The 13,097-nt window shown below is 56.8% G+C and carries 11 protein-coding genes and 1 rRNA gene (1 of these 12 cut by a window edge); 2 read left to right on the forward strand and 10 right to left on the reverse strand.

What is annotated here, in order from left to right; all coding sequences use genetic code 11:
• From ACYZTU_RS24450 to ACYZTU_RS24480, 7 genes are all read right to left on the reverse strand, one after another.
• Positions 1 to 646, reverse strand: a 16S ribosomal RNA gene (locus ACYZTU_RS24450); it reaches 893 nt to the left of the window's first position.
• 488 nt (positions 647 to 1,134) lie between these two features.
• Positions 1,135 to 1,755 (reverse strand): protein-methionine-sulfoxide reductase heme-binding subunit MsrQ, encoded by a 621-nt coding sequence (msrQ, locus tag ACYZTU_RS24455; RefSeq protein ID WP_461966165.1) that lies wholly within the window; start codon positions 1,753 to 1,755, stop codon positions 1,135 to 1,137.
• Positions 1,755 to 2,768 (reverse strand): protein-methionine-sulfoxide reductase catalytic subunit MsrP, encoded by a 1,014-nt coding sequence (msrP, locus tag ACYZTU_RS24460; RefSeq protein WP_461966167.1) that lies wholly within the window; start codon positions 2,766 to 2,768, stop codon positions 1,755 to 1,757. Before msrP ends, msrQ begins: the two co-directional genes overlap by 1 nt.
• 63 nt (positions 2,769 to 2,831) lie before the next feature.
• Positions 2,832 to 3,689 (reverse strand): CDP-diacylglycerol--serine O-phosphatidyltransferase, encoded by an 858-nt coding sequence (gene pssA, locus ACYZTU_RS24465; RefSeq protein ID WP_461966169.1) that lies wholly within the window; start codon positions 3,687 to 3,689, stop codon positions 2,832 to 2,834.
• A 143-nt stretch (positions 3,690 to 3,832) separates the two neighbouring features.
• Positions 3,833 to 4,849, reverse strand: a complete 1,017-nt coding sequence (gene ilvC / locus ACYZTU_RS24470) for a ketol-acid reductoisomerase (protein ID WP_007948647.1) — start codon at positions 4,847 to 4,849, stop codon at positions 3,833 to 3,835.
• 48 nt (positions 4,850 to 4,897) lie between these two features.
• A complete protein-coding gene (gene ilvN / locus ACYZTU_RS24475; RefSeq protein ID WP_003176102.1) occupies positions 4,898 to 5,389 on the reverse strand; it encodes an acetolactate synthase small subunit in 492 nt (163 codons plus the stop codon).
• 2 nt (positions 5,390 to 5,391) lie between these two features.
• Positions 5,392 to 7,116, reverse strand: a complete 1,725-nt coding sequence (locus tag ACYZTU_RS24480) for an acetolactate synthase 3 large subunit (RefSeq protein ID WP_461966170.1) — start codon at positions 7,114 to 7,116, stop codon at positions 5,392 to 5,394.
• Between the two features lie 400 nt (positions 7,117 to 7,516).
• Here ACYZTU_RS24480 and ACYZTU_RS24485 point away from each other — a divergent pair, with 400 nt between their 5' ends.
• The gene (locus ACYZTU_RS24485; protein WP_461966172.1) at positions 7,517 to 7,933 is read left to right on the forward strand and encodes a DUF4124 domain-containing protein; all 417 of its coding nucleotides are present in this window, start codon (positions 7,517 to 7,519) and stop codon (positions 7,931 to 7,933) included.
• Positions 7,934 to 7,951: 18 nt separating this feature from the next.
• Here the strand turns inward: ACYZTU_RS24485 and ACYZTU_RS24490 are convergent, their stop codons facing one another.
• Genes ACYZTU_RS24490 through mrcB form a run of 3 tightly spaced genes read right to left on the reverse strand, consistent with a single transcriptional unit; the run spans position 7,952 to position 11,362 of the window.
• Positions 7,952 to 8,287, reverse strand: coding sequence for a YqcC family protein (locus ACYZTU_RS24490; RefSeq protein ID WP_449645865.1), 336 nt, complete (start codon positions 8,285 to 8,287; stop codon positions 7,952 to 7,954).
• The gene (locus ACYZTU_RS24495; RefSeq protein WP_461966174.1) at positions 8,287 to 9,021 is read right to left on the reverse strand and encodes a tetratricopeptide repeat protein; all 735 of its coding nucleotides are present in this window, start codon (positions 9,019 to 9,021) and stop codon (positions 8,287 to 8,289) included. The genes ACYZTU_RS24490 and ACYZTU_RS24495 overlap by 1 nt, the downstream gene beginning before the upstream one ends.
• 16 nt (positions 9,022 to 9,037) lie before the next feature.
• Positions 9,038 to 11,362, reverse strand: coding sequence for a penicillin-binding protein 1B (mrcB, locus tag ACYZTU_RS24500; RefSeq protein ID WP_461966176.1), 2,325 nt, complete (start codon positions 11,360 to 11,362; stop codon positions 9,038 to 9,040).
• Positions 11,363 to 11,480: 118 nt separating this feature from the next.
• Between mrcB and ACYZTU_RS24505 the strand changes: the two genes are divergently transcribed.
• Positions 11,481 to 13,037, forward strand: coding sequence for a bifunctional aminoglycoside phosphotransferase/ATP-binding protein (locus ACYZTU_RS24505; RefSeq protein WP_461966178.1), 1,557 nt, complete (start codon positions 11,481 to 11,483; stop codon positions 13,035 to 13,037).
• Positions 13,038 to 13,097: the final 60 nt, after the last annotated feature.

Raw genomic sequence — 13,097 nt, forward strand, 5'->3', positions numbered from 1 at the left:
CTCGACAGTTTTGAATGCAGTTCCCAGGTTGAGCCCGGGGATTTCACATCCAACTTAACGAACCACCTACGCGCGCTTTACGCCCAGTAATTCCGATTAACGCTTGCACCCTCTGTATTACCGCGGCTGCTGGCACAGAGTTAGCCGGTGCTTATTCTGTCGGTAACGTCAAAACACTTACGTATTAGGTAAATGCCCTTCCTCCCAACTTAAAGTGCTTTACAATCCGAAGACCTTCTTCACACACGCGGCATGGCTGGATCAGGCTTTCGCCCATTGTCCAATATTCCCCACTGCTGCCTCCCGTAGGAGTCTGGACCGTGTCTCAGTTCCAGTGTGACTGATCATCCTCTCAGACCAGTTACGGATCGTCGCCTTGGTGAGCCATTACCTCACCAACTAGCTAATCCGACCTAGGCTCATCTGATAGCGCAAGGCCCGAAGGTCCCCTGCTTTCTCCCGTAGGACGTATGCGGTATTAGCGTCCGTTTCCGAGCGTTATCCCCCACTACCAGGCAGATTCCTAGGCATTACTCACCCGTCCGCCGCTCGCCACCAGGTACAAGTACCCGTGCTGCCGCTCGACTTGCATGTGTTAGGCCTGCCGCCAGCGTTCAATCTGAGCCATGATCAAACTCTTCAGTTCAAACATCTTTGGGTTTTTAAGAAACCCTAAACTTGGCTCAGCAATCGTTGGTTACATCTTTGATTTCTCGCGGAGTAACTTGTGATGCTGATAATCTTGTTGACTATCAGTCTGACTCCACAAGCACCCACACGAATTGCTTGATTCAGTTGTTAAAGAGCGGTTGGTTAAGATCTTTCGTCTCAACCGAGGCGCGCATTCTACAGCAGCCTCTGTTGCTGTCAAGCGGTTATTTTCAGAAGTTTTCAAAGTTTCCTTTGTAACTTCAACCACTTGCGCTTTCGATCTCTCGTCAGCGGGAGGCGAATTCTACAGCGTTACTCGCTGCTGTCAACACCTCTTTTTCAACCCCCTTTCGCGCTTCGATGACCTGAAGCAACTCGCTGTCGAAAACTACGTAACTCATTGTTTACCAAGGAGTTTTCCGTTTCGACTGCGCCGGAAGTGGGGCGAATTATAGACTTCCAGAATCTGCCGTCAACACCTAATTACGCTTTTCTCGCAGAAGGTGCCTTTTTAGCAATTAAACGGGGGATTCGGCGGGTTACAGGCGGTAACCGCAACACTAATAGCAATGCACCTATAGAGGCATAAACCACCCACTCCTTCAGATCGGCGCGAACAATCCACAACATGTGCAGCAAACCAAGCCCGAGAACCACGTAGGAAAGCCGATGCAATTTCTTCCAGCGAGAACCCAAGCGCCGCTGACTGTAACGATTTGAGGTCACCGCCAATGCCAATAAACAGAGAAACCCCAGCGTCCCGACAATAATGTACGGCCGCTTACGTAACTCGACGCCCAACTGCGACCAATCAAAGCCAAGGATGAATGCCGTATACCCACTCAAATGCAAAACCACATAAGCGAAGCACCACAACCCCAGTTGCCGCCGGACAGCAATCCACCCCGCCCAACCGGTAAGCTTCTGCAGAGGTGTAATGCTTAAAGTAATGAGCAGCAGGACAAGCGTCCCCAGCCCCAGCCGGTCAACCAGCACCTTGCCCGGGTCAGGCCCAAGCACATCCTCCCAGGCCTGGTACAGCCAAAGCAGTGGCCACACCCCTGCCGCTATAAAGACGCTAATTCGCCAAAACGGAAATCGCATCAATAGTTCTTCCGCAAATCGAGCCCTGTGTATAGAGAGGCGACTTCATCCGAGTAGCCATTGAACATCTGCGTGTCCCGAACATTGGGCTTGAACAGCCCGCTCGGCAACCGCCGCTCACGCGCCTGAGTCCAACGAGGATGGTCAACCGTAGGATTCACGTTCGCATAAAAACCATACTCATCCGAGGCAATGCTCTGCCAAGTGGTTTTCGGCTGCTCACTCACCAGACTGATCCGCACGATGGATTTGACGCTCTTGAAACCATATTTCCAAGGCACCACCAAACGCAGAGGCGCGCCGTTCTGATTAGGCAACTCCCGCCCATACATACCCACAGCAAGAATAGCCAACGGATTCATCGCCTCATCCAGACGCAGCCCTTCTACATAAGGCCAGTCAATCAAGGCAAAACCGGAACGCTGCCCGGGCATGCTCTTGGGATCCTCCAGGGTTTCGAAGCGAATGAATTTGGCTTTGGACGTCGGCTCGACTTCCTTGAGTAACGCCGAGATGGGAAAACCGATCCATGGAATGACCATCGACCAAGCCTCTACACAGCGAAGACGGTAGATGCGCTCCTCCAACTGATAAGGCTTCATGAAGTCTTCCAGTGCGTACCGTCCCGGCTTGCCTACCTCCCCGTCCACCACCACGCTCCAAGGCTCGGTTTTCAGCGCGCCAGCGTTGGCAGCGGGATCACCTTTATCGGTGCCGAACTCATAGAAGTTGTTGTAATGGGTAGCGTCCTTGAATGGCGTGATCGCCTCATCCTTGACGTTGACCGCGCCCCACTTGGTAGAAGGAAGTTTTTCGGCAAACCAGGACGGTGCCTTGCCAGGCTCAACATCCGCATAACGCGCAGCATCACCAGCAGAGGCCCAACGCGGCAGGCTGCTCACGGCCAGACCGGCAACGACGCCGCCAAGAACATTACGACGAGATAGATAGAAGGACTCAGGCGTGACGTCCGACTCATGGCAGTCAGACGCTTTGGAGACTTTGATTAGCATGGCAACTCCGCAGCATTGGAGGACAGATGTACCAATAGACTGCGGAGTATGAGGGAAATTACATCACTCGGCGCTTTTGCGCCGACGAAGACGCAACAGGTACTGCACCGGACCAGAAGCCGCATAGGCAAGGAAAACCAGCAGCAGAATGCGCGGCGGATCACTGAAAACCACGGCAAACACCAACACCACGGCGAGAATCGCCACGAAAGGTACGCGCCCTTTCAAATCCAGCTCTTTGAAGCTGTTGTACTTGATGTTGCTGACCATCAGCATGCCGGCAGCTGCGACCATCAGCGCAACCAGGAAGGACATCTTGGAACCCTGGATGCCGTAATCACTGAATGCCCAGACAATGCCTGCGACCACACCAGCAGCAGCCGGACTGGCCAGGCCGATGAAGTAGCGTTTGTCCGCGGTGCCGACCTGGGTATTGAAACGCGCCAGGCGCAACGCCGCGCCGGCGACATAAATGAAGGCGACCATCCAGCCGACCTTACCCATGTCGCCCAATGCCCAACCGAACGCCAACAATGCTGGCGCAACACCAAAGGCAACCATGTCCGACAGCGAGTCGTACTCGGCACCGAAGGCGCTCTGGGTATTGGTCATACGGGCAACGCGACCATCGAGGCCGTCGAGCACCATCGCAACAAAAATCGCAATCGCTGCAAAAGCAAAATACTTGCTCGCACCAATCGAATCACCGGCACTCAGGGCGCTCTGGGCACTCATCGAGTTGATGATGGAATAAAACCCTGCGAACAGATTCGCAGTGGTGAACAGATTCGGCAGAAGATAGATACCACGATGCCGGACTTTACGACCTTCAGCGTCATGCCCTTCCTCGATGTGTTCATCGATGGGCAGCAGACTTTCGGCGTCAGAAGCCTGGTTTGGCTCTTCGGGACGTTCGCTCATGGACATTACCTTGCAACGGGTGGAAAGTTTGGACAGGTGTCTGGGACGACGGTTCGGCCGCAAACGATGCTGCTTTATACCAGAACCGGTCACCCAAACGAAAAAACGCGGCCTAAGCCGCGTTTTCCGTACAAGTGCGCGACTTAGTTTTTAGCTTTGTCGACGATCTTGTTGGCACCGATCCACGGCATCATGGAGCGCAATTGCTCACCGATGATTTCAATACCGTGAGCGGCGTTGTTACGACGCTTGGCGGTCATCGAAGGATAGCCGGTAGCGCCTTCGCTGATGAACATCTTGGCGTATTCGCCGTCCTGAATACGTTTCAGGGCGTTGCGCATGGCCTGACGGGATTCGGCGTTGATCACTTCCGGGCCGGTCACGTACTCGCCGTATTCAGCGTTGTTGGAGATCGAGTAGTTCATGTTGGCGATACCGCCTTCGTACATGAGGTCAACGATCAGCTTCAGTTCGTGCAGGCACTCGAAGTAGGCCATTTCTGGCGCGTAGCCAGCTTCAACCAGGGTTTCAAAACCAGCTTTGACCAGTTCAACGGTACCGCCGCACAGAACGGCTTGTTCGCCGAACAAGTCGGTTTCGGTCTCGTCCTTGAAGGTGGTTTCGATGATGCCGGTACGACCGCCACCAACGCCAGCGGCGTAGGACAGTGCAACGTTCTTGGCGTTGCCCGAGGCGTCCTGATAGATAGCGATCAGATCAGGAATACCGCCGCCCTTCACGAATTCGGAACGCACGGTGTGTCCCGGAGCTTTCGGCGCGATCATGATCACGTCGAGGTCAGCGCGCGGCACAACCTGGTTGTAGTGGATCGCGAAACCGTGGGAGAAGGCCAGGGTGGCGCCTTTCTTGATGTTCGGCTCGATTTCGTTTTTGTACAGAGCGGACTGGAACTCGTCCGGGGTCAGGATCATGACCAGGTCGGCAGCCGCAACAGCGGAAGCAACGTCAGTCACTTTCAGGCCGTGAGCTTCGGCTTTGGCAACAGTCGCCGAGCCTTTACGCAGGCCAACAGTAACGTCAACGCCGGAGTCTTTCAGGTTGCACGCTTGAGCGTGGCCTTGGGAGCCGTAACCGATGATGGCAACTTTCTTGCCCTGGATGATCGACAGGTCGCAGTCTTTTTCGTAATAAACTTTCATGAAATTCCCCTATATATCCAGGCCGTTCAGGCCATTCGCTAATTTGGTTTAGATGCTGAGTACTTTGTCGCCGCGGGCAATACCGGTTACGCCGCTACGGACGGTTTCCAGAATCGAGGCGGTGCCGATGGACTGAATGAAGCTGTCGAGCTTGTCGCTGGTACCGGTCAATTGAACGGTATACACGCTAGCGCTGACATCAACGATCTGCCCACGGTAAATATCGGTGGTGCGCTTGATCTCGGCGCGCTGGGCACCGGTGGCCTTGACCTTGACCAGCATCAGTTCACGCTCGATGTGAGCACTCTCCGACAGGTCGACCAGTTTGACCACTTCGATCAGCTTGTTAAGGTTCTTGGTGATCTGCTCAATCACTTCATCATGACCGACCGTGGTCAACGTCAGACGCGACAGGGTCGGGTCCTCGGTAGGTGCCACGGTCAGGCTTTCGATGTTGTAGTTGCGCTGCGAGAACAGGCCGACTACACGAGACAGAGCGCCCGGTTCGTTTTCCAGAAGCAAGGAAATAATGTGCCGCATGATTAAGTACGCTCCGTCTTGCTCAGCCACATATCGCGCATGGAGCCGTCTTTGATCTGCATCGGGTAGACGTGCTCGCTGGTATCAACCGAAACATCGATGATCACCAGACGATCTTTCATGGCGAACGCTTCTTCCATCTTCGACTTCAAGTCTTTCGAGTCGGTGATGCGCATGCCAACGTGGCCATAGGCCTCTGCCAGTTTGACGAAGTCAGGCAACGATTCCATGTAGGAGTGCGAGTGACGGCTGCCGTAACTCATGTCTTGCCACTGACGAACCATACCCAGCACGCCGTTGTTCAGGATCACGATTTTTACCGGCAAACCGTATTGCAGACAGGTCGACAGTTCCTGAATGTTCATCTGGATGCTGCCCTCGCCCGTGACGCAGGCGACGTCGGCATCCGGAAAGCTCAACTTGATGCCCATGGCTGCCGGGAAACCGAAGCCCATGGTGCCCAGGCCACCGGAGTTGATCCAGCGATTAGGCTTGTTGAATTTGTAGTACTGCGCCGCGAACATTTGATGCTGACCCACGTCGGAGGCGACAAAGGCATCACCCTTGGTCACTTCGCACAGGGTTTCGATCACGGTCTGCGGCTTGATGACGCTGCCGTCGCCCTTGTCGTAAGGGAACAGGCCGCGATCACCGCGCCACTCATCAACCTGCTTCCACCAACTGGCAACGGACTCCTTGTTCGGGGTCTCGCCAATTTCCTTGAGGATCGCGACCATTTCGGTCAGGACACTTTCCACCGGGCCGACAATAGGAACGTCGGCCTTGATGGTCTTGGAGATCGAAGCCGGGTCGATGTCGATGTGAATGATCTTGGCGTTCGGGCAGAACTTCGCCGGGCCGTTGATCACGCGGTCATCGAAACGCGCACCGACTGCGAGGATCACGTCAGCATGGTGCATCGCCAGGTTGGCGGTGTAGCTGCCGTGCATGCCGAGCATGCCGATGAACTGACGGTCGGTGCCAGGGTAGGCACCCAGGCCCATCAGGGTATTGGTCACTGGCAGGTTGAGCATCTTCGCCAATTCGGTCAGCGGCGCGGAGCCACCACCGAGGATCACACCGCCGCCTGCGTACATCACAGGACGCTTGGCCGCCAGAAGCATTTCTGCCGCCTTGCGGATTTGCCCGGAGTGACCGCGAACGGCCGGGCTGTAGGAACGCAGCTTGGCTTTTTTCGGGAAGATGTATTCGAACTTCTCGGCCGGGTTGGTCATGTCTTTCGGGATATCGACCACGACCGGACCAGGACGACCGGATTGCGCCAGGTAGAACGCTTTCTTCATGACTTCCGGGATTTCCGAGGCGTGCTTGATCATGAAGCTGTGCTTCACGATCGGCCGGGAGATACCGATCATGTCGGTTTCCTGAAACGCGTCAGTGCCTACCATGTTGCTAGGCACCTGGCCGGAAATGATCACCATCGGAATGGAGTCCATGTAGGCCGTGGCAATACCGGTGATGGCATTGGTTGCGCCCGGGCCGGAAGTGACCAGTACCACACCGGCTTTACCGGTGGCACGGGCATAACCGTCAGCCATGTGGGTCGCAGCCTGTTCGTGACGAACCAGGATGTGGGTCACTTCCGGTTCTTTGAACAGGGCATCGTAAACATGAAGTAGAGCACCACCCGGGTACCCGTAGATATATTTGACGCCTTCGTCACGCAAAAAGCGGACGAGCATCTCACCGCCAGATAAAAGCTCCACGTTGTTCACCTCTAAAACGCCAGAATACCGCCCACATAAAAAAGGACGGGTCTTAATAGGTTTACTTCTCAGCAGAGCATGAGCGACGGTGGTCGCCGACTACGTCAGCACTGACTGAGCAAGTATTGGGATCGTCCCAAGTGTTGCGGGCCTTTCCCACCCAGCGCGAGGTAACGCGTTGCGGGTGTAACAGGTCGGCGCGGATGTGCGCCTCATGATCTGCTGAGCGGGCCTGCTTCTGGCAGTCCCTCTACAGCGGACTTTGGATTCTTCTGTTTCGTCCTCTCCAAGTCAAGTCGTCTATGTGCTTTATTGAACTAAGCACATGAGAAAGCAAGAAAAAACCGCTAAACAGCGACTGTGTTAGCTTCAATTGCGCAACCCATGACAAGGAAAAGGCATGCGAACGATCTTCTTCATGGTCACACTGCTGATCAGCCCTTTATGCATGGCAGGCCAGATCTACAAATGGGTCGACGCCCAGGGCGTTACCCACTTCGACGCCCAGCCGCCCCAAGGCCGGGAAGCCACCACTGTGGTCACGCCCTCCGCGCCTGCCAGCAACCAGGCCCCACCGCCACGCAGCGGTGCCATTGGCGATCAACAGGCCATCGACAAAAAAGTGAAAAAGCAGGTCACCGAGCAGCAAGCCCAGCTGAAGGTATTCTGCGAACAGGCGCGAACGAACCTGGCTCAACTGCAGAACAATCCGCGAATACGGGAAGATGTCGAAGGTGAGATGCGCCGCCTGACCGACCAGCAACGTCAGGAGCGCATCACCGAAGCACAGAAACAGATTGCGGGTAACTGCCAGTAGACACTGGCAGCTTCCGGCTCAACGGGCGGCGGTAATCAGTAGATCAAACTCTTTGAGCAGCACCTGCAGCTGACGATCCTTGCCCTGGACATTACGGGCGGCGAAGACCATTTCGGCCATCTCCTGAATTCCCGAAGCGTTTGGCAAGGGCAGATCCTGCTCGAGGATCACCTTCATCCGCGGAAGGAAGATCCATTGCAGCCACTGCTCGAAATCCAGCGTGTCGACCGAGAATGGCTCGACGCTGGAAAGCGCTTCAGCGGATGGCGAGACTTCGTCCCACCAACCCTGAACCCGCAGCTCACGCTCGATCAACAGCAACTGCTCGGCAATTTTCGGAAAGCGTGCATCCATCACAGCGAAACCTTGGCCTTCTGACGGGCCAATGCTGCGCCAGCGGAATCACCCTGTTTCTCACGCGCCTGAGCGATCAACTCCCACAGGCTGGCCTGAAGCGCCGGACGACCATTGGCGAAGGTCAGGCCACGCCGAGCAAACTGTTCGGCTTGTGGCGCATCGCCTTGAGCCATGCGCACCTGAGCCAGACGATAAAGCACTTGTGGCTCACGCGGTGCGACACGCTGGGCGCGCTCAAGACTGGAGGACGCACCGTTGAGATCACCGCTCGCCTGTTGCTGCTGAGCGGTAGTCAGCAAGGCCAGAACCGGGCCGTCCAATTGCTCGTCGGCAGACAAGCCACCGGAGTTCGCCGAAGGAATCCCGCTCGGCGTCGACGGCATGCTGTAGCTGCCCTGATTGACCGGTGCCGACTGGACCGGCGCGGTATTGATCGGCCCCGGGGTAATTGGGCCTGGCGTGATCGGCGAAGAGCTGATCGGTGCGGACGCCACTGCGCCGCCACCTGGCACCATCACGACGACGCCGGTATCACCTTGTGGAATTGCCTGAGTCTGGGCTTGCGCAGGACGTTTTGTCGTCGTCTGACGGAAACCGCCATTCGCGGACACTCGCTCACTGTTGGAGACAGCGCTGCCGGAATCCACAACTGGAATCGAACCGCGTTGTACGGATGAGCAACCGCTGAGCAAAGCCACGGCGGTAACCGCTGGAATCAACCACTTGTTCACTTGAAACCCTCTTTGCTTAATTCATCCAGCCTTTGACCCAATCCATCACCGTTTCGCCGGAAACAGGGCTTTCGCCACCGCAAGCGGCACCGGGAGGCGGTTCGCTGCCGCGAATATACGGCATCTGCACGGCACCTGGGCAGTTGGCATCAGAGCCTTGTCCTGTGCGCGAATCAACCCAGGCCTGAACAATGTTATCTGGCTGCGGCATGTCCAGCGGCAACGGATCGGCCTTGCGCATGAAACTGGTCCAGACTTGCAATGCACCGGTAGCACCGGTGAACGGTGTCTTGCCGTTGTCATCGCGACCCAGCCAGACCACTGCCAGCAGGTCCTGACTGAAACCGGCGAACCAGCTGTCCCGCGAATCGTTACTGGTGCCGGTCTTGCCGGCCAGCGTCAGGGTTTTTGGTAACACGTTGTAAACCGAACTGCCGGTGCCTTCACGCATGACCCGCTGCATGGCGCTCTGGATCAAGTAAATGGAGGCCGGATCGAAGCGCTGCTGAATCTGGAACGGATAACGCTTGAGCGGTTCACCTTCAGCGGTCAATACGCTACGGATCCCGCGCATCGGCGTATTGAAACCACCGTTGGCCAATGTCTGGTACATGGCCGCCACTTCGATCGGGGTCAGACCGCCAGCGCCCAGCAACATCGACGGGAACGCCGGGAATTCGCGACTCACACCGAGACGCGCCAGGGTCTTCAAGACATTCGGTACGCCCACCGCCAAGCCGAGACGCGCGGTCGACAGGTTGTAGGAATGCGCCAGGCCCTGATACAGAAATACGGTGCCATGGGATCGGCGATCGTAATTCTGCGGCTTCCAGACTTGACCGTCCGCGCCTTTGACAGAGAAGGAGTCGTCCGACAGCCAACTGGTCAAGGTGTACTGGCTCGGTTTCTCCAGGGCTGTCAGATAAACCGCCGGTTTGATCAAGGAGCCGATCGGTCGTACAGCATCCAGCGCACGGTTGAAGCCGGCAAAACCTGCCTGACGACTGCCAATCATGGCCTGGACTTCACCGGTTTCCGGGTTGGTCACGACCATGGCCGCTTCAACCTCATCGGAGCCCTTGCGCCCGGACAGACGTTTGAAGGTGTCGTTGACCGACGCTTCGGCTTTCATCTGCAGGATCGGGTCGAAACTGGTAAAGATCCGCAGGCCTTCTTCGGTCAAGTCTTCGTCGCGATAGTCTTCGCGCAGCTGACGTTTAACCAGGTCGAGGAATCCCGGGAACGAGCTGTCCGCCAGGCTGCCGCGTTTGGTCACGCCCAACGGCATCTTCTTCGCGGCTTCGACTTGTTCGGCAGTGGCGACGCCTTGCTCCTGCAACACGTCGAGTACCAGATTGCGCCGCTCAAGGGCACGTTCCGGATAACGACGTGGGTTGTAGGAAGACGGCCCTTTGACCATGCCCACCAGCAACGCCACTTGATGCAGCTTCAGTTCGGCCAACGGCTGGCTGAAGAAGAACTGACTGGCCAGACCAAAACCGTGCACCGCGCGCTGACCGTCCTGACCGACAAACACTTCATTGAGGTAAGCCTCAAGGATTTCGGGTTTGTCGTAATGCAGCTCAAGCAGCAGGGCCATCATCGCTTCGGTGAGTTTGCGGCTCAGGCTGCGTTCATTGGTCAGGTAGAAGTTTTTGACCAACTGTTGAGTCAGGGTACTACCGCCCTGGCGCATCCGGCCGGACGAACCGTTGACCCAGATCGCCCGAGCGATCGACTTCGGTGAAACGCCAAAGTGGTGATAGAAGTCGCGGTCTTCAACAGCCACCAGAGTCTCGAGCAAGTACGGCGGCACTTGATCGATCTTGATCAGGATCCGGTCTTCAAGGTTTTTCGGGTACAGGCCACCGATCAGCAGTGGCTCAAGGCGAACGACCGAAAGCTTCGAACCGTTGGTCGCCGAAAGTTCAGCCACGTAGTCGCCAGAGAAACGCACCCGTACCGGCTGCGCTTGCTCCATGCCTTCATAGAACTGAAAGCCACGGGTATTCAGATCGACGGTATTGCCGTTGACCGAGGCGGCGCCGGGGCCGTTGGCCGCGCTTTCGCGTCGATAGCCCAAGGCATCGAGCTCGGTTAGAAAGTCGTCCTTACTGAGCTTTTGTCCGACGAACAGCTCGAGCGGGCGCGCATACACCTTCGCCGGGATGGTCCAGCGCTTGCCGGAGAACTTCTCCTGGACGATGGCGTCGAGGTAAACCGCGAACCCGGCGAGCACCACAAGGCCGACCAGACTGAGTTTAAGGGCCCAGCCCAGCCAGGGGCGCAAGCCCTTGGAAGGTGGTTTTTTTGGGGTGCGGGAGGATCGAGTACGAGTCATGGCGGCGGATTATACGCACTTTATTCATACTCAACAGGAGCCCTCCGAGGTTTGCGTCAGACGGACTTACGGCCATAATGGCGGCCGTGAATTTCCCCCAGACTCTGAAGGATCGCTTGTGAGCCAGTCCCTGATCGCTGCCCTGCAAAACCCGGCCCTCTACCCGCATCCCGTAGACGGGTTCCAGGTCATCGAAACCCATATCTCCTGGGTAATCCTCACCGGCCCCTTTGCTTATAAATTGAAGAAGCCAGTGAATTTCGGCTTCCTGGATTTCACCAGTCTCGATGCTCGCAAGCATTTTTGCGGGGAAGAGCTGCGTCTTAACCAGCGCCTGACCAACGATTTGTATCTCGAAGTGTTGCCAATCACCGGCAGCGCCGAAGCGCCACAACTCGGCGGTGAAGGTCCGACCGTCGATTACGCACTGAAAATGCGTCAATTCCCGCAGAGCCAGCTGCTCAGCACGCTGCAAGCCAACGGCGAATTGACCACTGCGCACATCGACGAGATGGCCGCGCAGATCGCCCAGTTCCACCTCACCGCACCGAAGGTGCCTGCCGAACACGAAGCCGGCACCCCGGACAGCGTGATGGCGCCGGTACGCCAGAACTTCGAACAGATCCGTCCGTTCCTCAGCGACAAAGCTGATCTGCTGCAACTCGACGCCCTGCAAGCCTGGGCCGAAAGCAGCTTCGAACGCCTCAAGCCACTGTTCGCCCAGCGCAAGGCCGAAGGTTTTATCCGCGAATGCCACGGTGACATCCACTTGGGCAACACCACCGTGATCGACGGTAAGGTCGTGATCTTCGACTGCATCGAGTTCAACGAACCGTTCCGCTTCACCGACGTTTACGCCGACACCGGTTTCCTGGCGATGGACCTGGAAGACCGTGGACTGAAGAGTCTGGCGCGTCGCTTCATTAGCCAGTACCTGGAACTGACCGGTGATTACCAGGGCCTTGAGTTGCTGAACTTCTATAAAGCCTACCGCGCACTGGTTCGCGCCAAGGTCAGCCTGTTCAGTATGCCGGCCGAGGCCGACCCGGTGCAGCGAGCCACCACCCTGCGCCAATACCGTAATTACGCCAACCTGGCGGAAAGCTACAGCACCATTCCTTCGCGTTTCATGGCCATCACCCACGGTGTTTCTGCCGTCGGTAAAAGCCACGTGGCCATGCGTCTGGTGGAAGCGTTGGGCGCTATTCGCTTACGTTCCGATGTAGAGCGCAAACGTCTGTTCGGCGAGCAAACCTTACCCAATGACCCCCTGGCCGGCATCTATAGTGCCGACGCCAGCGCCGCCACTTACACCCGTCTGCATGAAATTGCCGCGGTGATCCTGCATGCTGGTTTCCCGGTGGTGATCGATGCGACTTACCTCAAGCGCGACCAGCGTGACGGCGCAGCGAAAATCGCCGAAGCCACCGGCGCGCCATTCCTGATCCTCGATTGCAATGCGCCGCAAGCGGTTATCGAGAGCTGGCTGGCCCTGCGCCAGGCAGACAAAAAGGACCCGTCCGACGCCAACCTGACCGTTATCGAAGCCCAGCAAGCCACTCGAGAGGCCCTGACGCCAGCAGAGATTCTCTGCAGCAAACGCGTTCAGACCAATGAAAGCGGAACCCTCGACACAGTCGTTGCACAGATTCGCCAGCGCCTGCCGGGCCTGTAAGAAACTATTTCAGCCGTGAAGCCTTTGCCGGCTTCACGGCTGCCAAATAGTGGCACTATA

This window comes from Pseudomonas sp. HLT2-19-2, from assembly GCF_054898005.1.

Bases quoted from the DNA above. Each gene is read 5' to 3' on its own strand.
- mrcB (WP_461966176.1), bottom strand. From the start codon at position 11,362: ATGACTCGTACTCGATCCTCCCGCACCCCAAAAAAACCACCTTCCAAG.
- ilvC (WP_007948647.1), bottom strand. From the start codon at position 4,849: ATGAAAGTTTATTACGAAAAAGACTGCGACCTGTCGATCATCCAGGGC.
- ilvN (WP_003176102.1), bottom strand. From the start codon at position 5,389: ATGCGGCACATTATTTCCTTGCTTCTGGAAAACGAACCGGGCGCTCTG.
- pssA (WP_461966169.1), bottom strand. From the start codon at position 3,689: ATGAGCGAACGTCCCGAAGAGCCAAACCAGGCTTCTGACGCCGAAAGT.
- ACYZTU_RS24490 (WP_449645865.1), bottom strand. From the start codon at position 8,287: ATGGATGCACGCTTTCCGAAAATTGCCGAGCAGTTGCTGTTGATCGAG.
- ACYZTU_RS24485 (WP_461966172.1), top strand. From the start codon at position 7,517: ATGCGAACGATCTTCTTCATGGTCACACTGCTGATCAGCCCTTTATGC.
- msrP (WP_461966167.1), bottom strand. From the start codon at position 2,768: ATGCTAATCAAAGTCTCCAAAGCGTCTGACTGCCATGAGTCGGACGTC.
- msrQ (WP_461966165.1), bottom strand. From the start codon at position 1,755: ATGCGATTTCCGTTTTGGCGAATTAGCGTCTTTATAGCGGCAGGGGTG.